This window comes from Fundidesulfovibrio putealis DSM 16056, assembly GCF_000429325.1.
GTDB lineage: Bacteria > Desulfobacterota > Desulfovibrionia > Desulfovibrionales > Desulfovibrionaceae > Fundidesulfovibrio > Fundidesulfovibrio putealis.
This window is the reverse complement of the sequence record NZ_AUBQ01000013.1, coordinates 59,070-81,622: the sequence shown is the minus strand read 5'-3', so window position 1 is coordinate 81,622 and position 22,553 is coordinate 59,070. Positions and strand designations below refer to the sequence as shown.

Below are 22,553 nucleotides of genomic sequence, written 5' to 3'. Positions count from 1 at the left end.
CCGAGCAATTCCCTGTTTGCGCAAGCCCGCAGGTCCGGGTATTGTCCGCTTTGATTCCGTTTTGCTTGGCGGCATGGGACTTCCGTCCCTGGCGGCTTGAACGAAACACGGCAAGGAGGCTCAGATGGCGAGCGCAAACAGCGTCCAGGACTGCCTGGAGACCCGCACGGACGTGTCCCGCGAGGGGCTGCGCCAGGCGATCCTGGACAACCTGTTCTACGTGACGGGCCACGCCAGGGAAATGGCCGAGGTCCACGACTGGTACGCCGCGGTGGCCTACACCGTGCGCGACCGCATGCTGAGCACCTGGGTGAAGGGCCTGGAGAAACTGGCCGCGAACCGGAACATGCGCGCGGTGGCCTATCTCTCCGCAGAGTTCCTGATCGGGCCGCAGCTCGGGGCCAACCTGCTGGCGCTTAACATCACCGAGCCCGTGCGCGGGGCCCTGTCCGACCTGGGGCAGAGCCTGGACGAGATCATCATGAAGGAGCCCGAGCCGGGGCTCGGCAACGGCGGCCTGGGGCGGCTGGCGGCCTGCTACCTGGACTCCCTGGCTTCGCTTGGCGTCCCGGCCATCGGCTACGGCATCCGCTACGAGTTCGGCATGTTCACCCAGGAGATTCGCGGCGGCGCCCAGGTGGAGCTGTCCGACAAGTGGCTGCGCCAGAAATTCCCCTGGGAGCTGGCCCACGCCGAGCACACCCACGTGGTGGGCCTGGGCGGGAGCACCAGCACGCACGTGGACGAGAAGGGGCGCCTGCGGGTGCGCTGGAAGCCGGGCAAGAAGATCATGGCCTGCGCGCACGACGTGCCGGTGATCGGCCACGGCGGGCGCGAGTGCAACGTGCTCCGGCTGTGGCGGGCCGAGGCAGTGGACACCTTCGACTTCGAGTCGTTCAACGCGGGCGAGTACTTCAAGGCCGTGCAGGAGAAGATATTCTCCGAGACCATCTCCAAGGTGCTCTACCCCAACGACGACCGCTATCAGGGCAAGCAGCTGCGGCTCGGGCAGCAGTTCTTCTTCGTGTCCGCGTCGCTCCAGGACATGATCCACATCCAGAAGGTGCTGGGCAAGCCCCTGGCAACCTTCCACGAGACCTTCGCCATCCAGCTGAACGACACCCACCCGGCCATCGGCGTGGCGGAGCTCATGCGCCTTCTGGTGGACGAGCACCTGATGGACTGGGACCAAGCCTGGGCCATAACCACCAGGACCTTCTCCTACACCAACCACACCCTGCTGCCCGAAGCCCTGGAGAAGTGGCCGGTGGAGCTCTTCGCGGAGGTGCTGCCCCGGCACCTGGAGATCATCTACGAGATCAACCGGCGCTTCCTGGACGAGGTGCGCGCCGCCCATCCCGGCGACGACGACCTTTTGCGGCGGCTCTCGCTTATCGAGGAGACCGGGCCGCGCTACGTGCGCATGGCCCATCTGGCCACGGTGGGCAGCCAGGCGGTGAACGGCGTGGCCGAGCTGCACACGGAGCTCCTCAAGCGCGACGTGCTGCGCGATTTCGCCGTCCTGACGCCGGGCAAGATCCGGAACGTCACCAACGGCGTCACCCCCAGGCGATGGCTGGCCCTGTGCAATCCGGGGCTTTCCGGGCTCATCACCTCGCGCATCGGGGAGGGGTGGCAGACCCGCTTCGAGGACGAAATCATCCGCCTGGAGGAATTCGCCTCGGACCCCCAGTTCCAGAAGCTCTGGCGCGAAGCCAAGCACGCCAACAAGGTCCGCCTGGCCGAACTGGCCAGGGTCCACGCCGGGCTGACTCTGGACCCCGAGACCATGTTCGACGTGCAGGTGAAGCGCATCCACGAATACAAGCGCCAGCACCTGAACGTGCTCCGGGTCATCGCGCTGTACAACCGGCTGCGGCGTGATCCGGGCATGGACTTCACGCCCCGGACGGTCATCTTCGGGGGCAAGGCCGCGCCGGGCTACTACATGGCCAAGAAGATCATAAAGCTCATAAACTCCGTGGGCCAGACCATCGACGCGGACCCTGCGGTGGCCGGGCGGCTCAAGATCATCTTCGCGCCCAACTTCAACGTGCGAAACGGGCAGGTGATCTACCCCGCAGCCGATCTCTCCCAGCAGATATCCACGGCAGGCAAAGAGGCCTCCGGCACCGGCAACATGAAGTTCGGCATAAACGGCGCGCTGACCATCGGCACCCTGGACGGGGCCAACGTGGAGATGCTCGAGTGCGTGGGCCGGGAGAACTTCTTCCTGTTCGGGCTCACCACGGAGGAGGTCGCGCAGGTGAAGCAGGCGGGCTATGATCCCAGGCGCTTCAGCGAGTCCGTGCCCGAGCTTGGCGAGGCCCTGGAACAGATCGCGTCGGGGATGTTCTCCGGCGGCGACCGTGAGGAGTTCCGGCCCCTGGTGGACAACCTGCTGAGCCGCGACGACTACCTGGTGCTGGCGGACTTCGAGTCCTACATGGAGTGCGCGGACAGGGCCGCTTCGGCCTATGCGGACCGGGATAACTGGACGCGAATGTCCATCCTGAACGTGGCCCGGCTGGGCAAGTTCTCCTCGGACAGGGCCATCAGGGAATACTGCGGCAAAATCTGGAACATCCGGGTGGGCTGAAAGGCGTTTTCGAAGACGAGAGGAAAGCTATAAGAGCATCCCGCCCCAGACGCTTCCGGGGCGGGATGCATTCTTTTCAGGAGGCTTTGTTTCCGCCAGATTGGCCAGACAGGCCGCGCATGCTCAGGCCAATGCGCCCGCGTTGCAGGTCCACGTCCACCACCCGCACCAGCACCTCGCGCCCGACCGACACCACATCCGCCGGGTCCGCCACGAAGCGGTCCGCCAGCTGGCTCACGTGCACCATGCCATCGCGGTGCACGCCCACGTCCACGAAGGCCCCGAACTTGGTCACGTTGGTGACGATGCCGGGCAGCTCCATGCCTGGGGTCAGGTCCTCGATACGGTTCACGCCCTCGACGAAGGAGAAGGCGGAAAAGCCCGCGCGGGGGTCGCGCCCCGGCTTTTCAAGCTCGGCCATGATGTCTGTCAGCGTGGGCAGGCCGATGTCCTCGGACACGTAGTCCGCAAGGCGCACGCGGGCCCTGGCCGCAGGGTCGGACAAGAGCTGGGCCACGGTGCATCCGGCGTCCTTGGCCATGCGCCGAACCAGGGCGTAGCGCTCCGGGTGTACGGCGCTCTGGTCCAGGGGCTCCTTGCCGCGCACCCGCAGAAATCCCGCAGCCTGCTCGAAGGCTTTAGGTCCGAGCCGCTTGACCTTTTTCAGGGCGTCGCGGGCCGGGAAGGGGCCGTTCTCGTCGCGGTGCGCCACCACGGCCTTGGCCAGGGCAGGTCCCAGCCCGGATACCGCCGTCAGCAGTTCCTGGCTGGCCGTGTTCACGTCCACGCCCACGGCGTTCACGCAGCTCATCACCACGTCGTCCAGGGCGCGGCGCAGCCCGGTCTGGTCCACGTCGTGCTGGTACTGGCCCACGCCGATGGACTTGGGGTCGAGCTTCACCAGCTCCGCCAGCGGGTCCATGAGCCTGCGGCCTATGCTCACGGAGCCGCGCACGGTCAGGTCCAGGTCCGGGAACTCGCGGCGGGCGGTCTCCGAGGCCGAATAGATCGAGGCCCCGGCCTCATTCACCAGCACTACGGGGACCCCGAGGCCAAGCTCGCGCACGAAGGCTTCGGTCTCGCGCCCGGCCGTGCCGTTGCCGATGGCGATGGCCTCGATCTGGAACTTTGCGCAGAGCTCTTTGATCATGGCGGCGGCGGCCTCGCGCTGGCCGGGCGATGTGGTGGGGTAGATGGTGGCGTGGTGCAGGAGGCTCCCCTGTGCGTCCAGCACGGTGAGCTTGGCTCCGGTGCGAAATCCTGGGTCCAGGGCCAGCACGCGCTTCTGGCCAAGAGGCGGCGCGAGCAGGAGGCCGCGCAGGTTGGAGGCGAACACCCGGATGGCCTCGGCGTCGGCTTTGGCTTTCACTTCGGCGCGTATCTCGCTCTCCACCGACGGGGCCAGCAGGCGCTTGCAGCCGTCGGCCAGGGCGGCCTCCACCTCGAGCGCGTCCGGGCCGCGACCGCGCACGCCGCATTCCGGCGAGCGGCGGGCCAGCTCGAAAATCTCCTCTTCCGGCGGGCGCAGGGAGAGCGACAGGAACCCCTCGGCCTCGCCCCGGAACATGGCCAGGGCGCGGTGTCCGGGGATGGCGCGCAGGGGTTCGTCCCAGGAGAACCAGTCGCGGAAGGTGGCTCCGGCCTCCTCCTTGCCCTTGACCACCTTGGACGCGAACCTGCCGCGCCTGACGAAAAGATCGCGCACCACGGCCCGCAGGCGGGGATTCTCGGCCATGTCCTCGGCCAGGATGTCGCGGGCTCCGGCCAGGGCGGCGTCCACGTCCGCCACGCCCTTTGCCGCGTCCACGAAAGGCTTTGCGAGAGATTTCGGGTCGCGGCCCTGCTGGGCCATGAGGGCCTTGGCCAGGGGCTCCAGGCCGCGCTCGCGCGCCATGGAGGCGCGGGTGCGGCGCTTGGGCCGGTAGGGCAGGTAGGCGTCTTCCAGGCGGGCCTTGTCCTGGGCCTTCTCCAGGGCGGCTTTCAGCTCGTCGGTGAGCAGTCCGCGTTCCTCGAGCGAGGACAGCATGGCCTCGCGGCGCTTGTCCAGTTCGGCCAGTTCTTCCAGACGGTCGCGGATGGCGGCCACGGCCACTTCGTCCAGAGAGCCGGTGGCCTCCTTGCGGTAGCGGGCGATGAAGGGGACGGTGGCCCCGTCCTCCACCAGCTTGGCGACCGCCGCCACCTGGGACGCGGACAACGACATTTCCCCGGCGATGCGGGGGCAGTAGTTCTGGTTCACAGTGATGTTTCCTTAAAAATAATCCGGCATGCAGGGCCTGGACGCCCGGCTCTGGGCCGCCTGGGCAGGCCGGTCCGACGTCATTTCGGAGGGTATTTCAGCGGATATCGGGTTCCAAACAAAACCCGCAGTTTCTCTTCCGTCAGGCGCGCCTCACTCTCTTCTCGTCAGCGCGCCCTTGTTCATCCTGTTCAGGTCCATGCCCACTTGGCGCGTCCCGAAATCATAGACGCAGTGGAAGGCGCTGAGCATTTCGCCCGTGTTGAGCATGCCGGTCAGGCGCAGCAGGATTGCGCCGGAATCGCCGGACCAGGCCAGGGCGATGGTGTGGCGGTTGGCGAAGGCGTTGGCGGAGCCTATGCCAAGGCTGGCGATGCAGGCCTTCCAGGCCGGGGTTTCCAGGTCGTCCTTGAGCGCGGCGTAGCTTAAGCCCACGCCCTTTCTCTGGAACACCACGACTTTGGCGTAGTCGCTGCCTGCCCAGTCCACCAGGGCGATGCGGCTGTCGTCCGGGGAGAACACGGCGTCGATGTCGCGGGTGAACCGGTAGAGCAGCGTGCGCTCCGAGGGATTCCGGCTCGACACAAGCCATGCTTCGTTTTTTTCCGGTATCCGAACGATCTCGATCTTGAGTTTACCGGATTCGGAATAGATCAGGTCCCCGGCGGAAAAGCAGTCACGCGCATTGAACGACACGAGCGCGGCAATCGCCAGTAAAGCAACCACGCATGAGTTCATGACGGCCTCCTGGAACGATGTCGGAACACGACAATACCACGTGTCATCCGGCTATGTCGATTTCGCGCCCAGGTCAACAGTCAGGGAGACGGCGGCGTGCCGCCCTCCTGGCTCAATTTGTATCCTCTCGGATAAACGAAAGATAAGGAGCACCTAGAACGGATTTATCGTCCGCTCCCGGGTGAAGTGCATGTACCCCACGTTTGCGCCCAGGCGCAGCCCCACGCCGAAGCGGATGGGGGCCAGCACCACGCCGCCGGAGTTCTGGTAGTTCATGCCGAATCCACCCACTACGTAGGCGCTTCCGTCCACGCTGGGGAAGCGCTGATAGATCTGCTCGATGTCGGTCATGTTGTAGATCATGCAGAACACCTTGGAGGCGTTCGCGCCCAGGTCGAAGCCTATGGACGGGCTCTGCCAGTAGACGTAGGCCTTCTTGCCGTTCTTCAGGTACAGCCAGCCCTCGCCGTAGCGCAGCCCCACCACCAGCGCGCCCGCGCCCTCGTTGCCCTTGATGAAGCCCACGGGTTCGCCGTAGCGCTCGAAGGCCTTGGAAATGAGGTCGGCCAGACCGCGCGCGCCGCCCTCGAAGAAGCCCATGACCTGCTGGTCGACTTCCTTGCGGGAGTAGGTCTCGGTCTTCTTGGCCGCAGGCATGTCGAAGATGCGTCCACCCGATTCGCCGGTAGAGCCTCCAGAGGTGTCGGGCAGGGGCTGGCTCTTGGTGCTGCCCGGCGTCCAGCTGCCGTCGGAGGAGGACTTGGGCTGTTCTGACGGCTGATAGGATGTGGACGACTCCGCAGGTGCAGCAGGAGTTGCCGGAGCCTTCTCCACCGGCGCTGGCGCTGGTGCAGGGGCCGCAGCCTTTGCCGCCGGGGCGGGAGTGGTCGCGGGGGCAGGCGCGGGGGTTGATTCGGGAGTCTTGGCCGGAGCCTGCGGCTTGGAGACGCTGGGTTCGTCGGTGATGGTGCGCTCCTGCAGGGCCAAAGACGTTCCGGGCGCGCAGGTCAGGGCCAGGGCCAATGTGATGAGAAGAGCGGCCGCTTTGTTCAAGGCGTTTCTCCGTGGTGAGCGTTTGATCATTTGCTGAGCCGGATCACCAGTCCGTCGGGAGTCTTTTCCACGGCGGGGTGTTTCGGTCCCTTGGGGTCGTTGGCAAGGTCCAGCACCAGTCGGAGCTTGTCCGGGTGCGACCCTTGGCGGACGGCCTTCACCAGATTCGACTGGGGTTTCTCGGTATTTTTGTAGGCCCAGGAGCCGGGCAGGTCGATCACCAGCCGGGGGGGCGTGCCCAGGAGCACGGCCTCGGGCTTGGCCGAGGTGGAGGCCCCGTGCAGGGTGACCACCAGTTCGGAGCCGGAGTCGCTGACCGAGAGGCGGTCCACCACGCGGCGTTCCGGCCCTGCCTGGGTCTTGGACTCTGGCGCGGGCTTCGCGGCGGGCTTCTCTTGAGCTTTCTCCGGGGCCTTGCCCGCAGGCTTGGCCGGTTCCGGCGCGGGGCCGGACATGTCCGGGATGGCCGGGGCTTCCTGTACCGTCGGCGTCACGCCCTGCGGCGCAGCAGACGGATCAGGCGCAGCAGGGGGAGCCGTCTGCGGCGTGGCCGGAGTTGCGGGTTGCGGCGCGGCTGACTGGGTCTTCGCGGCCTGTTGCTTCTGCGCGCGCTTGAGGTCCGCCTCGGCCTTGCGCAGCTCCTCCTGGGCGCGGCGCAGGGTGTCGGCGCGGGCCTTCTGGGCCTCGGCCTCGGCGCGCTTGGCCTCGGCTGCGGCCTTCTTTTCAGCGGCCAGACGGGTCTTGCGCTCGGCTGCGGTCTCCGGCTTTTTGGGCGCGGGTTTCTCGGCTGGCGCGGGCGTGTCGAACGCGGGCTGCGGCGCGGGCGGCGAAGCCAGCTCCTGCGGCGGCGCTTCTGGCTTGGGCTCATCCGCGAAGATGGTCTGGAGCGACTGGTCCGGTTCCTGTGCGGGGCCTGGCGTCTGGCCCGTCTGGGGCGGTTGGGGCGGCTGGGCGGGCGTGCCTGACGTAATAGGCGCTTTGACCGGCGGCTTGGCGTCGGCGGGAATCCGGATGGCCTGTTCCACGGCGGGGGGGGCTGGCGGAAGCTGGCCAACCTGTTGGGCTTGCTGTTGGACCAGGGCCTGCTGCTCGGCCTGTTTGGCGGCTGTGCGCCACCAGGCCAGCCCGGCGACCACGGCTGCGGCCAGGACCACCGCCGCAAGGATGAGCATTTTGTCGTTGCGTGTCAGGGCCATTGGGACTCCTTGCGGGCCTTGGGTATCATCCTTGCGGCGGCGTCCGCAAGGGCCGGGGGATTTGCGGGGCGGTACGCCGGGGCGGTTGCCGCCATGATGAACATATTGTAATACGAAACGAAGCCAAGGAGGCCGACATGCAACGCCGAGTCCGCTCCGTCCGCGTGCCCGTGGAACTGGACGACCTGGACCTGACCGGGGTCATCGCGGAGTGCGCCAAGTACCTGCGCGACCTGGAATCAGCCACGCTTTTGAAGTCGCAGGGCAATCGCGAAGCCGCCGAGGCCCTGCTGAAGGCCCGTCAGCTGGACCTGGGCCAGCGCGTGGGGCGAAAGATCTGGGAAGCGCGGGTGAAATACGGCGAGAAGCGCCGCAAGGAGGCTCCGGGCGCGCTCGATGCTTCTGCTGATGCGCACGAGTTGTAGCGATTTTTGAAAAACATGAACATGTTTTTCAAAAATAAAATAAATGGTTCTCTTGGCTTAGTTCCGACAATACAGGAGCGGCCCATGGTGATGCCGGGCTATAGCGCCAGCGTAAGCCGCCGCCCAAGCCGGTAGCCGTCCTCGGCCACGTCCACCACGAACGGCCACACCTCCACCCCGGCGGCCACGGCCTGGCGCAGAAGCTCGCCGTACTCCGGGTCCACCACGTCCGCAGGGCCGAAGCACTCCCCGTCCGGGCGCTGCACTGCGAAAAAAAGCGCCGCCCGAGTCCCGGCCTGCCTAAGCCGCGTAAGCTCCACCAGATGCTTGCGTCCCCGCTCGGTGGGGGCGTCGGGAAACTGGGCCACGCATTCCTCCACCAGGGTGACGTTCTTCGTCTCCACCAGCAGCTCGCCGCCCGGCCCACTTAGGCGGGCGTCCAGACGTCCGCCCGCGAAGCGTGGCTCGGCCGTAAACTGCGTGTACCCCTCGCAGTCCGGCAAAAGCCCCGCCTCCCAGGCGGCGCGCAGCATGCGCGTTGGCAGGCTTGTGTTCACGCCCACCCAGAAATCCTCCCGGCAGCCGCGCAGGCGAAGCGCTTCAACCGTGCAGGCGTACTTGCGCCCCGGCGCGTCGCTCACAGAAAGAAGCGCCTCGCTTCCCCGTCGAAGCAGCCCGAGCATCGTCCCCGTGTTGTTGGTGTGGGCCGTGAAAGGCCCGGATTCGTCCTCGAAATCCATCAGGAAGCGCACCCTGCGCCCCACCAGCCGTGCCGTGCGTATTTTCCCGCCAAAGCCAACATGGGCCTGGGAAGAATTTACTGTTTCCATTTTTTCCTCTAGTGTCGAAACGGCCCGTCCGCCGTCAGACACTTCATACCTAACAGTGAGAGACGCATGCGCATTTCCCTGAAATTGTCCCGGATTCAGCCGTCAGCCACCCTGGCCATGAACGCCAAGGCCCAGGAGCTCAAAGCCCAGGGCAAGGCTGTGATCAGCCTCGCCGTGGGAGAACCGGACTTCCCCACGCCCGAGCACGTGAAGGACGCCGCCAAGGCCGCGCTGGACGCGAACTTCACCCGCTACACCCCCGTGCCCGGCATCCCCGACCTGCGCGACGCCGTGGCCGGCTATTTCACGCGCTTCTACGGAGTCACCCCGCCGCGCGAGGCGGTCATCGTGTCCAACGGCGGCAAGCAGGTGCTCTACAACCTGTTCATGGCGCTTCTGAACCCCGGCGAAGAGGTGCTGATCCCCGCGCCCTACTGGGTGAGCTACCCGGATATGGTGCTCCTGGCCGGGGGCAAGCCCGTGCCCGTGCCCACCGAGCCCGAGGACGACTTCCTGGTGTCGGTCGAGGCGCTGGACAAGGCCTGCACCCCCGGCACGCGAGTGCTGGTGCTGAACTCGCCCTCCAACCCCACGGGCTGCTGCTACAACAAGGCGCAGCTGGACGCCATCATGGAATGGGCCATCCGGCGCAACGTGTTCGTCATCTCCGACGAGATATACGACCAGCTGGTATACGCGCCTTCGGAGCCCGCCTCCTGCATCGGCTGGTGGGAGAAGCATCCCGAAAACGTGGCCGTGGTCAACGGGCTGGCCAAGAGCTTCGCCATGACCGGCTGGCGCATCGGCTACGGCGTGGCCCACCCCGATCTGGTGAAGGCCCAGTCCAAGATCCAGGGTCAGTCCACCTCCAACGTGTGCTCGTTCGCCCAGAAGGGAGCCGTGGCCGCCCTGACCGGCAGCTTCGAATACGTGGAGATGATGCGCGCCAACTTCCAGCGCAGGCGCGACCTGGCCATGAAGATCGTGTCCGGATGGCCGGGCGTGAAGTGCCCCAACCCGGGCGGCGCATTTTATCTGTTCCCGGACGTGAGCGCGTGCTACACGGACAAGACCCCTGATTCGGCCTCCCTGTGCACCCGCATCCTGGAGGAGGCCCTGGTGGCCCTGGTGCCCGGCAGCGCCTTCGGGGACGACCGCTGCATCCGCTTTTCCTACGCCGTGGACGACGAAACGCTCATCAAGGCTCTCGAGGCCGTGGGCAAGGTTCTTCTGAGCCGCTAACCATCAAGGAGCCGACGACATGTCCGACAACCTGCTCGACTGGACCAGCGCCTATCCCAAGGGAGTATTTCCAAGCGCAGGCCAGGCCCGGCTTGGGGCTTTCGTGGAAAAGCTGGCCACCGACCTCTCCGGCCCGGAGGGCGGCAGGCTTCCGTTCATCAATATGCCGCACTGGCCGTCCCTCAAGCGCGACCTGGAGATCCTGACCCCCAGGCTGAAAGGCTTCAAGCACATGCTGCTTTTGGGCATCGGCGGTTCGGCGCTCGGGCCGCGCGCGCTCCAGAAGGCCTTCTTCCCCCAGCAGGACCAGCCCGGCCACGACGGCCCCTGGCTCTGGATAGCCGACAACGTGGACGTGCCCACGCTCATGGCCTACTTCTCCAAGCTGTCACCTGAGGAGACCGTGGTGGTGGCCGTCAGCAAGTCCGGCGGCACCATCGAGACCACCAGCCAGTACTTCCTGTCCTGCCAGTGGCTCAAAGACAGCCTGGGCCAGCGCTGGAAGGACCACCTGATCATGGTCACCGGCGGCGAGGGCTTCTTCCACAAGGAGTCCCAGAAGCACGGCTTCACCACCCTGCCAGTGCCCACCTACATGGGCGGGCGCTACTCGGTGCTTTCCGCCGTGGGCCTGGTGCCCGCAGCGTTTCTGGGCATCGACTACGCGGCCATCGTGGAAGGCACCCTGGCCGTGACCAAGCCCCTGTTCGAGACCATCCTCTCGCCCAAGATCCTTTCGGCGCATCCGGCCTGGCAGCTGGCCACCTGGAACTGGTCGTTGATGGATTCAGGGTTCACCCAGCTGATATTCTTCTGCTACGTGCCGCAGCTGGCCACCATGGGCGCGTGGTTCGGGCAGCTCTGGGCCGAGAGCCTGGGCAAGCAGGGCAAGGGCTCCATGCCTCTGCCCGCCGTGGGCGTCACCGACCAGCACTCGCTCCAGCAGATGTTCCTGGACGGCCCGCGCGACAAGGGCTGCCTGTTCATCACCAGTGGCGACGAGCACCCCGGACTGGCCTTTCCCGACGACATCCCGGCAGAGTTCGGCTACCTGCGCGGCAAGACCATGGGCGACCTGCTCCCGGCCGAGGCCCTGGGCTCGCGCATGGCCATGACCCAGCGCGGCATCCCCCTGGTGGAGGCCCGCCTGGGCAGCTGCACCCCGCACGAGTGCGGGCGGCTCATGGGGCTGCTGGAGCTGACCACGCTGTTCACGGGCTGGCTCATGTCCATCGACCCGCTGGACCAGCCCGCAGTGGAGCTGGGCAAGCGCCTGGCCAAGGCCCGCCTGGGCGCGGACGGACTGGCCAAGGAAAAGGCCGAGCTGGCCGAGTTCCTGAACGCCGAGCACAAGACCACGCCGTTTTAGAAGGGCGGCGTCGATAAACAGGCGCATGATGAGGTACTCGCAGAATTCGCAGTAGGGGAACGCCTCCGGCGGCCAAAGGGCTGCGCCCTTTGGAATCCGCAATTATGCGATGCCTTTACGCGTAGTCAGACTGTTCGGCAGGTGGCGGGCGGGCAATTCTGCTGGAGCCTCGCGAAGCCCCCGCCGGAAGTCCTTGCGGGGCAGTCCCCGACCCGGTATTGATCCCAAGGCGGCCCGCCGCGCCCCCGCATGACGGGGGCGGCGGGCCGCATTCGTATCATCCCAAGTATGGCGTCCTCACAGTAAACGATTTTTATCCTTGAAAAACATGTTCATGTTTTTCAAGGACGCGACACTGGCGCCTCTCGAAGGAGCGACATGGAAAAGACCCCCCGCCAAGGCCGCTACCGCGACGGCTCTTTCGGGCTCCTGAAGTTCGTCAGCTGGGGCACCCTGGTGCTCACCCTGCTGGCGAGCCTTTTCATGTCCATCTTCCTGGCCAACCTGGCCCGGCAGGTGCTCCTGGAAAAGCAGCACGAGTTCGCCCGCCTGTGGGCCGAAACGCTCAACCACAACATCTCCCGCCGCTTCGCCCTGCCCGCCGTGCTCCAGTTCGGCGAGCTGAACCTGGCCAACCCGGAGCAGTACAGGCGACTGGAGAGCGTGGTGCGCTCAGTGCTGGAGGACTTCCCGGTCCAGGACCTGCGCATCTTCACCCCGGACGGCGTGGTGGGCTTCGCCCTGGACAAGTCCCTGGTGGGCGAGCAGGGCCTGGGGGGCGAGGCCGTGGCCCTGGCCGTGGACGAGAGCAAGCTGACCTACGAGATAATCTACCAGACCGGAGCGCTCGGAGCCATGTTCTCGGCGGAGATCGCGCCGCGCTCCGTGGTGATGCGCACCATGGCCCCGCTGCGCTTCAAGGCCACCATCGCCGCCGGGCCGGACGGCCCGTCCGATCCGAGCGACCCGGATGCCCAGAGCGGCCAGACGCCTGCTGATCCTGACAGCGCCGCGCCCGAGGCCTCAGCCTCCCCCGAGGGAGCGGCTCCCGGTGAGGGAGCAGGTGCGAAACCTGGCGCTAAACCGGGCGAAAACCAGAGCGGACCCGGACGCGGCGTGAAGATGGTCTCGGTCAACGAGGTCATCGGCGCGCTGGAATTCACCCAGGACATCACTTCCGACTACCAGAAGCTCATCACCTTCCAGCGGGTGATCATTTTGTCCGCGCTGGGCACGGCGCTGCTCATCTTCTTCGTCTTGCGCATGCTCATCCACCGCGCCGACCGCATCAACGCCCAGCGCATGCGCGAGCGCGAGGAGTACGAGCGCGAGGCCGTGCAGAACGAGAAGCTGGTCAGCATGGGGCGCATGGTGGCGGGCATCGCCCACGAGATCAGAAACCCGCTGGGCATCATCCGCTCCAGCGCCGAGCTCCTGGTGTCGCGCCTGAAGGACAAGGACCCGCTCACGGCCAAGATCATGGCCGCCATCCACGAGGAGGCCGTGCGCCTCTCCAAGACCGTGGGCGATTTCCTGGACTACGCCCGTCCCCGAACCATGAAGCTCGACCCCCTGGACCTGGGCCTGCTGATGGACCAGGCCCTGACCTTCCTGGAGCAGAAGTGCCGCGAGCAGCGCGTGGAGGTGGTGCGCGACTACCCCACCGGCGTGATGGTGGCGGGCGACAAGGACATGCTCTACCGCGCTCTCTACAACATTCTGGTGAACGCCCTGGAGGCCATGTCCGTCCAGAAGAGTCAGCAGGGCGAAGACGTGGCCGGGCAGATCGTGGTGCGCATGGCCGTGGAAAAGTCCGGGATCAGGCTGCGCATCATGGATACCGGGCCGGGCATCCCCCCGGACATCCGCGACAAGCTCCTGGACCCCTTCTTCACTACAAAAGACTCGGGCACCGGCCTGGGCCTTGCCATCACGGCCAACATCCTGCGCAGCCACGACGCGGTAATCGAGCTTGGGGACAACCCAGAGGGCGGCGCAAGGGTGGACATCCTCTTCCCCAAACCCTAGACTGAAACCATGGCAACCCACGTTCTCATATTAGACGACGAGCGCAACTACCTGCTCATCCTGGAAGCCCTGCTCTCCGACGCGGGCTACGCGGTCACCGCCCTGGACGACCCCGAGATGGGCCTTGCCTATCTGGAGGAGTCCGAGGTGGACTTGGTCATAACGGACATGAAGATGCCCAAGATGACCGGCCAGCAGGTGCTCGAACACGTCAAGAAGTCCTATCCCCACGTCCCCGTGATCATCATGACCGCCTTCGGCTCCATCGAGGCGGCGGTTGAGGCCATGCGGGTCGGAGCCTTCGACTACGTCACCAAACCCTTCGCCAACGACGAGCTCATGCTCACCGTGGCCAAGGCCGCCCAGTTCGCAAAGACCCAGCGCGAGAACATCTTCCTGCGCCAGAGCCTGGAAGAACGCTACGCCGTGCATCAGGTCATCGGCCGCTCCAAGGCCATGGGGCAGGTGCTGGAACTGGTGGACCGGGCCGCGCCGTCGCGCTCCACGGTGCTCATCATGGGCGAATCCGGCACCGGCAAGGAGCTGATCGCCAAGGCCATCCACTACGCCTCGCCCCGCAAGGACCAGCCCTTCGTCACCGTGAACTGCATGGCCTTGAGCCCCGGCGTGCTGGAGAGCGAGCTGTTCGGCCACGAGAAGGGATCGTTCACGGGCGCGGTGGCCAAGCGCCGGGGGCGCTTCGAGATGGCTCACGGCGGCACGCTCCTGCTGGACGAGATCGGCGAGCTCTCGCATGACCTCCAGGTGAAGCTTCTGCGCGTGTTGCAGGAGCGCACCTTCGAACGCGTGGGCGGCACCGAGTCGGTGGAGGTGGACATCCGCGTGGTGGCCGCCACCAACAAGAACCTTCAGGATTGCGTGGCCGCCGGAACCTTCCGGGAGGACCTGTTCTACCGGCTGAACGTGGTGCGCATCGACATGCCCGCCCTGCGTGAGCGCCGCGAGGACGTGCCGCTCCTGGCCAGTCATTTTTTGAGGAAATACGCCTCCGAGAACGAAAAGAGCGTGCAGGGCTTCACCACCGAGGCCATGGACGCGCTTACCGGCTACGAATGGCCCGGCAACGTGCGCCAGCTCCAGAACGTGGTGGAGCGCTGCGTGGTGCTGGCCTCCGGGGAGCTTATCGGCGTGGACGACCTGCCCGCCGAGCTGCGAGACGAGGACACCCAGTACAAGTCCGCCGTGGACCTTTTGCCCGTGCAGCTGAACCTCTCCGACACCCTGGAGAAGATCGAGGCCGCCCTGGTGCGCCGCGCCCTGGCCCGCTCCGACTTCGTGCAGGTGAAGGCCGCCGAGATGCTGGGCATCTCCAAGAGCCTTTTGCAATACAAGCTCAAGAAGTACACCATTGCCGGGCATTGATCCGCCGCCAGAGGGTGGCATCGCCGAGTATGTGACGGCCCTCAAGGCCTCGGAGCGCCTGAAGGACCGCATCTGCCACCACCGCGTCATCCCGGGCAGGGCCGCCGAGTACGGCGAACCGGCGCGGCCCCTGTCGCGCGCCGTGGCGGAGATGCTGGCCGCGCGGGGGATAGAGCGCCTGTTCAGCCATCAGGCCCTGGCCTGCTCATTGGCGCGGGCCGGGCGGCATGTGGTCTCGGCCACGCCCACCGCCTCCGGCAAGACCCTCACCTACACGCTCCCCGTGCTGGAGCAGCTCCTGGCCGACCCGGCCAGCCGCGCCCTGTTCATGTTTCCCCTGAAAGCCCTGGCCCAGGACCAGCTGCGGGCCTTTACGGAGCTCACCTCCACGCTGCCCAGGTCCGCCCGGCCCACGGTGGCGGTCTACGACGGCGACACCACGCCCTACCAGCGCAAGAAGCTCAGGCAGAATCCCCCCAACGTGCTCATCACCAACCCGGAGATGCTGCATCTGGCCATCCTTCCCCATCATGAGACCTGGTCCACCTTCCTGGCCGGGCTGACCCACATCGTGGTGGACGAGGTGCACACCTACCGGGGCGTGATGGGCTCGCACATGGCCCACGTGTTCCGGCGTCTGGCCCGGGTGTGCGAGCGCTTCGGGGCCAAGCCCACGCACCTGTTCTGCTCGGCCACCATAGGAAACCCCGGCGAACTGGCCCACATGCTCACGGGCCTTCCCGTTGAGGTGGTCAGGGAGTCGGGCGCGCCCTCGGGCAAGCGGCACTTCCTGTTCGTGAACCCCCTGGAGGGTGCGGCGCACACGGCCATCCTGCTGCTCAAAGCCGCCCTGGCGCGCGGGCTCCGCACCATCGTGTACGCCCAGTCTCGCAAGATGGTGGAACTCATCGCCCTGTGGGCTTCCCAGAAGGCCGGACCCATGGCGCCGCGCATCAGCGCCTACCGGTCGGGATTTCTGCCCGAGGAGCGCCGCGACATCGAGAGCCGCATGGCCTCGGGGGAGCTCTTGGCCGTCATCACCACCTCGGCCCTGGAGCTTGGCATCGACATCGGCGGCCTGGACCTGTGCATCCTGGCCGGCTACCCCGGCACGGTCATGTCCACCTGGCAGCGCGGGGGCAGGGTGGGGCGCAACGTGCGGGAATCCGCCGTGATCCTGGTGGCCGGGGAGGACGCCCTGGACCAGTACTTCATGCGCCATCCGGAGGACTTTTTCGACCGCCCCCCGGAAGACGCCGTGGTCAACCCGGACAACCCGGCCATCCTGGCCCGGCATCTGGAGTGCGCCGCCGCCGAGTACGCCCTGCGCCCCGGCGAGGCCTATCTGGCCCCGAAGCCGGTGCAGACAGAGCTTACGCGCCTGATGGATTCGGGGAAGCTCCTGCTGGACGCGGCGGGCGAGCGCATCCACAGCGCGCGCAAGTCCCCGCACCGGGACGTGGACCTGCGCGGCTCGGGCGGGCGCTACCACATCGAGGCCGACGGCGTGTCCATCGGCTTCATGGACGAGCATCGCGCCTTCCGCGAGGCGCATCCCGGCGCTGTGTACCTGCACCGGAGCGTGAGCTACGTGGTGGAGTCGCTGTCCCTGTCCGAGCGCATGGCCCTGGTGGCCGCCAAACAGGTGGACTATTACACCCGGCCGCGCGGCAACAAGACTACCGAGATTCTGGAGATCCGCGAACAGGGCGCGGCATTCGGGGCGCGCATCGGCCTTGGGCGGCTCAAGGTCACGGAGACCATCACCGGGTACGAGCGCCGCAAGACGCGCGGCGGGCAGCTTTTGAACATCGTGCCCCTGGACCTGCCGCCGCTCACCTTCGAGACCGAAGGGTTGTGGTTCGAGATTCCGCGCTACGCCCAGGACGAGGCCGAGCGCAGGCTGTTCCACTTCATGGGCGGCATCCACGCCGTGGAGCACGCGGCCATCGGCATCCTGCCGCTCCTGGTGATGACCGACCGCAACGACCTGGGCGGCATCTCCACGCCCCTGCACCCGCAGCTTGGCCGGGCGGCGGTGTTCATCTACGATGGCGTGCCCGGCGGCGTGGGGCTGACCCGCCAGGCCTACGCCCGCGCGACGGAGCTCATGGAGCGCACGCTCTCGGCCATCACCGGGTGCTCCTGCGAGAACGGCTGCCCCTCCTGCGTGCACTCGCCCAAGTGCGGCTCCGGTAACCGCCCCATCGACAAGGTGGCCGCGCAGTTCGTGCTGGAGGCGGTGATTCGCGGTACGCCGGAGACGGAAGAGCTTTTCGCTGTGGAGACCGTTTCGACATCTGAGGAGATTTTCGGGAGGGACCAAGGCATGGCGACGCAGAACGATCAGAGGGCCCTGGCCGCCCCGAAGCGCTTCGTGGTGTTCGACCTGGAGACCCAGCGCTCCGCCCAGGAGGTGGGCGGCTGGCACAACGCCCGCAAGATGGGGGTGTCGGTCGGCGTCGTTTACGACTCGGGCCTGGACGACTTCCTGGTGTTCAGTGAGGAACGCATGGACGAGCTGATCCAGGCGCTGGCGCAGGCCGATCTGGTGGTGGGCTTCAATTCGCTGCGCTTCGACTACGAGGTGCTGCGCGGCTACACGACGTTCGATTTCTCGACCCTGCCCACGCTTGACATGCTGGACCACATCAAGGCCCGCCTGGGGGTGCGCCTTTCGCTCGACAGCCTGGGCAGCGCCACGCTCAATGCGGCCAAGACCGCCGACGGGCTGCAGGCCCTGGAATGGTGGAAGCAGGGCCGCATCGATGAAATCACGAAGTATTGCACTGCGGACGTGGCCATAACCCGCGACCTGTATCTGTTTGGGCGCGACAACGGCTACCTGCTCTACCGCAACAAGGCCCAAAAAGTGGTGCGTTGTCCCGTGAAGTGGCTCTAGGCGTCATTCCCGGCTTGTCAGGGCCGTGGACACGGGCTAAGGGTTGCTGCAAGGCTTGAGCAAAGAAGCCCGGACCAGTAACCCAGAAGGACGACCAGATGAAATTAACCACACGCAGCCGCTATGGAACCAGGATGCTTCTCGATCTGGCCCAGAACGGCGGCAACGGCCCTGTACGGGTCAGCGAAATCGCCAGTCGTCAGGGCATTTCCGTGAAATATCTGGAGAAGCTCTCCCGTATATTGAAGAAGGCCGGTCTCATCCGCAGCATGCGCGGTTCCAAGGGGGGGCACTTGCTGGCCAAGCCGCCTGCGGACATCTCCATGGGCGAGATCGTGCGCGCCCTGGAGGGCGATCTGAATCTGGTCACCTGCTGGACCGAGCGCACCAGCTGCCCGCGCCTGAAGACCTGCGTCACCAGCAGGCTGTGGCAGGAGGTCAGCAAGGCCCTGCTGGAACGCCTGGACGCCATGAGCCTGGAAGAGCTGCTGAAATCCAGCACCGCCGAGGACGCCCTGGCCGCCTGCGAGGGCGGGAAGGCTCCCGAGCGGGAGCTGGCCGAAACCAACTGATCCCCTTGGGACGGCTGTCCGTCCTCACGCTCTGATATTCGTCGGCGGGCCTTTCGGCCCGTCGGCATTTTCCTGCCCAGTATCAACTCCCCGTCCGGCATGAGCCTGACGCGAGTCCGATGCGCTGGCCTCGGGTTCGTGGAAGCTTTCGGCCCGCCCTGCGTGGCGCAGGCGTCTGCGCTTGGCCCCGGAGCCTGTCACGGGTATGGCGAAGGCTCGCAGGCCCCCTCACCCTTTCCAGGCGCTTTCCCGTCATAGCCCGTCCGGGCCGAGGCGTCCGTTGTCCGGCGTCTCCACCCGCACGACAGGGCTCTGCACACTTCAGATCGTCTCCCATGCCGTAGGAATTCTCCTCTTGGAACTCTTCCGGACTCTTTCGGTCGAGCTTTGAAAGTACACCATTGTACGAAAGTTCACAAATTGATGTTTGCTCCGGTGGAGCCCCCATGCAATTCCTCCTTTTGTGGTAGGGTGATTACGTAAAGGTATTTATGCATCCATTCCCTGAAGGTAGAGAAATAAGGGTGTTGACAGAGTGTTCACGCAGGCGTAGGTCGCATATACCTGAATTCCGCTCTGCGCACAGGACTGTTGCATGCCTGCATCAGGACAGCAGCATCCGCGAAACGGAGTGGAATCGGGTCGCAGTGCATAGGCCGGACGCCAATTTGAATTCCCGGCAGGTGCAGGCGGTTGATGGGGTGGGGGGTTCGAGTCCGCGCAGGACGCCAAACAGTGCGCGGGCTGGTGGTGTTGCGTGGCGGCGCAGTCCGTGGCCGTGCAGCTTCCGGCTCATGCTACGTTGATCAAGTGTCCTGCGCACCGGCAGACCGTACGGCCTGCGGGGGCGCTCTCGGTGCGTCTTCTCGTTCAGGCTGTCCGCGTGCATGCGTCCGGCGTCATTTCAGGCTGTCTGGCCTGGATGCGCGCCAGGTTCGCCATCCCCCCTTCATCATATGGATCGTGCATGAACCGCCCAGGCGGGTGGAACACTGTTGGTGGCCGGTTGCCGCATGGCGTCCGGCAGGGGACTTTGGCCCATCACTTTCAAAGGAGACGCCATGTACGCATTCGTGAACGGTCCATTGGTATGGATTGCCTTCGCCGTGTTCGTCTTGGGCAGCATCTGGCAGATCGCCTCGCTGTACAAGATGTCCAAACGCACGGACAAGGTCTTCTACAACCACTACAACGCCTCGGCGGCAGCGGGTTCGGTATGGGCCTGGCTCATGCCTTTCGGTTCGCGCAGCTGGCGCGAGCATCCCGGCCTGACCGTGGGCACCTTCGCCTTTCACGTCTGCCTGATCGTGGCTCCGCTCCTGGCCCTGGGGCACGCAACCACCCTGAAGTTCAATCTTGGAATCGGCTGGCCCAGCCTGTCCGACTCGGTGATCGACGCCATGACCATGGTGTTCCTGGCAGCCGCCCTGTTCCTGCTGGTGCGCCGCTTCGTGCTGCCCCAGGTGCGCATCGTCACCGAGCCCAAGGACTTCGTTGTCTGGGCCATCACCTTCCTGCCCTTCCTGACCGGGTTTCTGTGCTACCACAAGATGCTGCTCGACCCTGACACCATGCTCATGCTGCATGCGCTTTCGGGATGCCTGATGCTCATCTGCGTCCCGTTCACCAAGCTGGCCCATGCGTTCCTGTTCTTCATGACCCGCGCCTTCATCGGCAGCGAGTTCGCCCGCCGCGGCACCAAGACCTGGTAGGAGGCTCAACATGTCAGATCAAATGCCTGTCAACGCCGAAGAGATCATGGCGGTCATCGAGCGCAACGACACCGCACGTCTGCGCGCCTGGCTCAAGACCTGCACCTCCTGCGGCCTGTGTTCGGAGTCCTGCTTCTTCTACATGGCCAACGACGACAACCCCGAGTTCATGCCCCAGTACAAGGCCCGCAAGACCCTGGGCGAACTGATCAAGAACAAGGGCAAGGTCACCCGCGAGCAGCTCGAAGAGATGAAGGAGATCGCCTGGGCCAAGTGCACCATGTGCCGCCGCTGCTCCCAGTACTGCCCCTTCGGCATCGAGATCGCGGTCATGATCAACGTCGCCCGCCAGTGCATGCGCACCCAGAACGTGTGCCCTGATCGCCTGATGACCATCGACCAGAGCTACGTCGAATTCGGCAACCAGATGTCCATCCCCGACGAGGAATTCGTCGAGACCTGCGAGTGGATGGCCGAGGAAGGCCAGGACCGCCTGAACGGCCTGGAAATCCCCATCGACAAGGAAGACACCGACATCATGTTCGTGGTGAACTCCCGCGAGCCCAAATACTATCCGCAGGACATCCAGGAAGCCGCCATGGTCATGCATGCGGCCGGCGAGAACTGGACCATGCCCAGCCACGGCTGGGAGGCCACGAACCTGTCCATGTTCTCCGGCAACCTCCAGGTGGCCGGCATGGTGGCCCAGTCGGTGTACGACGCGGCCAAGAAGCTGAACGCCAAGAAGATCTGCATCACCGAGTGCGGCCACGCCTACCGCGCCGCCAAGTACGAAGGCCCCTACTGGACCAAGCAGCCGAACGGTCAGCCCCCCGTGGAAGTCACCCACGCCGTGGCCCTGTTCCACAGCTACATGAAGGAAGGCAAGATCAAGCTGAAGCACAAGTTCCACGACGTGATCACCTACCAGCACCCCTGCAACCTGTCGCGCTCCGGCGACCTGGGCGAGCTCGGCGATGAACTCATGGAAATGTTGTGCGAGAAGTACGTTCCCATGGAGCCCCACCGCGAATGGAGCCACTGCTGCTGCGGCGGCGGCGGATTCATCCCCATGGGCGCGGACTACAAGAAGACCCGCATGATCGCAGGCAAGGTCAAGGCCGAGCAGATCCAGAAGACAGGGGCCAAGTTCGTGCTGGTGCCCTGCCACAACTGCACCGACCAGATCAACGACCTGAACAAGGAATATGACCTGGGCATCAAGGTCATGAGCTTCAAGGAACTCATCTGCGAACTCATGGAACTCCCGCCCCACATGAAGCCCGAAGGAGAGGAGGACGAATAATGCGCCGCATTCACACACTCGCCGCCGTGTTCGCGGCCATCATGCTCTGCTCGTTCGTCCTTGTGGGCCATGCCCAGGATGACAAGATGACCCTCAAGGGCGACAAAAACGCACAGCGCAGCCCCGTGATGTTCACTCACGGCAAGCACACCGCGTCCGTGGCCGCCAAGGGCTACGGCTTCGAGGACTGCAAGACCTGTCACCACAAGTACGACAAGGACAAGAAGAACGTGTGGGAGGCGGGCGACGAGACCTCCTGCGCGGCCTGCCACTCCGGTCCCAAGGCCACCAGCAAGATCGGCCTGCAGGACGCCTTCCACAAGCAGTGCTGGGGTTGCCACGAGAAGATGCCCAAGGAAAAGAACCTCTCCTACGGCCCGCGCTCCTGCGCTGGATGCCATACGGTGAAGTAACTCAGAGTTGGTCGGGAGTCCCCACCCCGCCGCCCCGGTTTCCGGGAGCCGAAAGGCTCCTGGGGCCGGGGTTTTTTGTTGGCTTGTTCCAGATGTGAACAATCAGGGAGTGTTTTGAACGGCGTTCAAATGAGAAGGGGCTGGGCGCACCCGGACAACGGGCTGCACAATCCGGATGAGAGAAGGCTGCAAGCGTCGAAGATTGCGGGGAAGATCGGGGGAATGCGACGCCCGGATGAGGGTCGCGAGGCAGACGCGCCAGTACCCGCGTGGCGCAATCGCCTGCGTCGGACCTGATCTGGGAGGGGTAAGCGCTTCGCCTGGGGGCGTCCGAGAGATGCCCGCTCAAAGCGCAATCGAGCTGATTCCCGGCAACATCCTGGAAAACCGAGGTAAAGAGGTATGACGAAAGCTATCGCGCGGGCAAGGCAACCCTTTTCCGACGGGGCGCTGGGCGCGGGCGTGGCAGGGGGCGAGCCAGAATAACCATACTAAAATGGTATGCAATTGCGGGCGTTAAAGAAAAAAATCCCGCCTGAAAAGAGG

16 protein-coding genes are annotated in these 22,553 nt (G+C 65.4%); 11 read left to right on the top strand and 5 right to left on the bottom strand.

Annotated features, from left to right (window positions below; translation table 11 throughout):
- Window positions 1–124 precede the first annotated feature (124 nt).
- Window positions 125–2,599 (top strand): glycogen/starch/alpha-glucan phosphorylase, encoded by a 2,475-nt coding sequence (locus tag G453_RS0110450; RefSeq protein ID WP_027191028.1) that lies wholly within the window; start codon window positions 125–127, stop codon window positions 2,597–2,599.
- 76 nt (window positions 2,600–2,675) lie between these two features.
- On the opposite strand, the gene G453_RS0110445 is transcribed toward G453_RS0110450, so the two are convergent.
- From G453_RS0110445 to G453_RS29020, 4 genes are all read right to left on the bottom strand, one after another.
- Window positions 2,676–4,838, bottom strand: a complete 2,163-nt coding sequence (locus G453_RS0110445) for a Tex family protein (RefSeq protein ID WP_027191027.1) — start codon at window positions 4,836–4,838, stop codon at window positions 2,676–2,678.
- Between the two features lie 153 nt (window positions 4,839–4,991).
- The gene (locus tag G453_RS0110440; RefSeq protein ID WP_027191026.1) at window positions 4,992–5,576 is read right to left on the bottom strand and encodes a hypothetical protein; all 585 of its coding nucleotides are present in this window, start codon (window positions 5,574–5,576) and stop codon (window positions 4,992–4,994) included.
- Window positions 5,577–5,729: 153 nt separating this feature from the next.
- On the bottom strand, window positions 5,730–6,629 hold the full coding sequence (locus tag G453_RS0110435; RefSeq protein ID WP_027191025.1) for a DUF1134 domain-containing protein: 900 nt from the start codon (window positions 6,627–6,629) through the stop codon (window positions 5,730–5,732).
- A 26-nt stretch (window positions 6,630–6,655) separates the two neighbouring features.
- The gene (locus G453_RS29020; protein WP_027191024.1) at window positions 6,656–7,825 is read right to left on the bottom strand and encodes an AMIN domain-containing protein; all 1,170 of its coding nucleotides are present in this window, start codon (window positions 7,823–7,825) and stop codon (window positions 6,656–6,658) included.
- A gap of 137 nt (window positions 7,826–7,962) precedes the next feature.
- Between G453_RS29020 and G453_RS23415 the strand changes: the two genes are divergently transcribed.
- Window positions 7,963–8,250, top strand: a complete 288-nt coding sequence (locus G453_RS23415; protein ID WP_051272282.1) for a hypothetical protein — start codon at window positions 7,963–7,965, stop codon at window positions 8,248–8,250.
- 98 nt (window positions 8,251–8,348) lie between these two features.
- On the opposite strand, the gene sfsA is transcribed toward G453_RS23415, so the two are convergent.
- Complete coding sequence (gene sfsA / locus G453_RS0110415) at window positions 8,349–9,080, bottom strand: DNA/RNA nuclease SfsA (protein ID WP_027191023.1); 732 nt, start codon at window positions 9,078–9,080, stop codon at window positions 8,349–8,351.
- Window positions 9,081–9,146: 66 nt separating this feature from the next.
- Between sfsA and G453_RS0110410 the strand changes: the two genes are divergently transcribed.
- The 9 genes from G453_RS0110410 to G453_RS23400 all read left to right on the top strand — a co-directional run bounded on the left by G453_RS0110410 (window position 9,147) and on the right by G453_RS23400 (window position 22,007).
- Window positions 9,147–10,322: a pyridoxal phosphate-dependent aminotransferase gene (locus G453_RS0110410; protein ID WP_027191022.1), complete on the top strand. Its 1,176-nt coding sequence runs from the start codon at window positions 9,147–9,149 to the stop codon at window positions 10,320–10,322.
- Window positions 10,323–10,341: 19 nt separating this feature from the next.
- A complete protein-coding gene (locus tag G453_RS0110405; protein ID WP_027191021.1) occupies window positions 10,342–11,691 on the top strand; it encodes a hypothetical protein in 1,350 nt (449 codons plus the stop codon).
- Window positions 11,692–12,069: 378 nt separating this feature from the next.
- A complete protein-coding gene (locus tag G453_RS0110400; RefSeq protein WP_027191020.1) occupies window positions 12,070–13,719 on the top strand; it encodes a sensor histidine kinase in 1,650 nt (549 codons plus the stop codon).
- Window positions 13,720–13,728: 9 nt separating this feature from the next.
- The gene (locus G453_RS0110395) at window positions 13,729–15,102 is read left to right on the top strand and encodes a sigma-54-dependent transcriptional regulator (protein ID WP_027191019.1); all 1,374 of its coding nucleotides are present in this window, start codon (window positions 13,729–13,731) and stop codon (window positions 15,100–15,102) included.
- Window positions 15,089–18,004, top strand: coding sequence for a DEAD/DEAH box helicase (locus tag G453_RS0110390; protein ID WP_051272279.1), 2,916 nt, complete (start codon window positions 15,089–15,091; stop codon window positions 18,002–18,004). The genes G453_RS0110395 and G453_RS0110390 overlap by 14 nt, the downstream gene beginning before the upstream one ends.
- A gap of 98 nt (window positions 18,005–18,102) precedes the next feature.
- Complete coding sequence (locus G453_RS23410; RefSeq protein ID WP_051272276.1) at window positions 18,103–18,576, top strand: RrF2 family transcriptional regulator; 474 nt, start codon at window positions 18,103–18,105, stop codon at window positions 18,574–18,576.
- 1,061 nt (window positions 18,577–19,637) lie between these two features.
- Complete coding sequence (locus G453_RS0110380; RefSeq protein WP_027191017.1) at window positions 19,638–20,288, top strand: hypothetical protein; 651 nt, start codon at window positions 19,638–19,640, stop codon at window positions 20,286–20,288.
- Between the two features lie 10 nt (window positions 20,289–20,298).
- Entirely contained in the window at window positions 20,299–21,594 is a 1,296-nt protein-coding gene (locus G453_RS23405) for a (Fe-S)-binding protein (RefSeq protein WP_084502234.1), read from the top strand.
- Window positions 21,594–22,007: a cytochrome c3 family protein gene (locus G453_RS23400; RefSeq protein WP_043645422.1), complete on the top strand. Its 414-nt coding sequence runs from the start codon at window positions 21,594–21,596 to the stop codon at window positions 22,005–22,007. The genes G453_RS23405 and G453_RS23400 overlap by 1 nt, the downstream gene beginning before the upstream one ends.
- Window positions 22,008–22,553 lie beyond the last annotated feature (546 nt).

What these genes read in the sequence shown, in the direction of transcription:
- G453_RS23405 (WP_084502234.1), top strand. Translation starts at nt 20,299, where the DNA reads ATGTCAGATCAAATGCCTGTCAACGCCGAAGAGATCATGGCGGTCATC.
- G453_RS23415 (WP_051272282.1), top strand. Translation starts at nt 7,963, where the DNA reads ATGCAACGCCGAGTCCGCTCCGTCCGCGTGCCCGTGGAACTGGACGAC.
- G453_RS0110450 (WP_027191028.1), top strand. Translation starts at nt 125, where the DNA reads ATGGCGAGCGCAAACAGCGTCCAGGACTGCCTGGAGACCCGCACGGAC.
- sfsA (WP_027191023.1), bottom strand. Translation starts at nt 9,080, where the DNA reads ATGGAAACAGTAAATTCTTCCCAGGCCCATGTTGGCTTTGGCGGGAAA.
- G453_RS0110440 (WP_027191026.1), bottom strand. Translation starts at nt 5,576, where the DNA reads ATGAACTCATGCGTGGTTGCTTTACTGGCGATTGCCGCGCTCGTGTCG.
- G453_RS0110405 (WP_027191021.1), top strand. Translation starts at nt 10,342, where the DNA reads ATGTCCGACAACCTGCTCGACTGGACCAGCGCCTATCCCAAGGGAGTA.
- G453_RS0110400 (WP_027191020.1), top strand. Translation starts at nt 12,070, where the DNA reads ATGGAAAAGACCCCCCGCCAAGGCCGCTACCGCGACGGCTCTTTCGGG.
- G453_RS0110380 (WP_027191017.1), top strand. Translation starts at nt 19,638, where the DNA reads ATGTACGCATTCGTGAACGGTCCATTGGTATGGATTGCCTTCGCCGTG.
- G453_RS0110395 (WP_027191019.1), top strand. Translation starts at nt 13,729, where the DNA reads ATGGCAACCCACGTTCTCATATTAGACGACGAGCGCAACTACCTGCTC.
- G453_RS23410 (WP_051272276.1), top strand. Translation starts at nt 18,103, where the DNA reads ATGAAATTAACCACACGCAGCCGCTATGGAACCAGGATGCTTCTCGAT.
- G453_RS0110410 (WP_027191022.1), top strand. Translation starts at nt 9,147, where the DNA reads ATGCGCATTTCCCTGAAATTGTCCCGGATTCAGCCGTCAGCCACCCTG.
- G453_RS23400 (WP_043645422.1), top strand. Translation starts at nt 21,594, where the DNA reads ATGCGCCGCATTCACACACTCGCCGCCGTGTTCGCGGCCATCATGCTC.
- G453_RS29020 (WP_027191024.1), bottom strand. Translation starts at nt 7,825, where the DNA reads ATGGCCCTGACACGCAACGACAAAATGCTCATCCTTGCGGCGGTGGTC.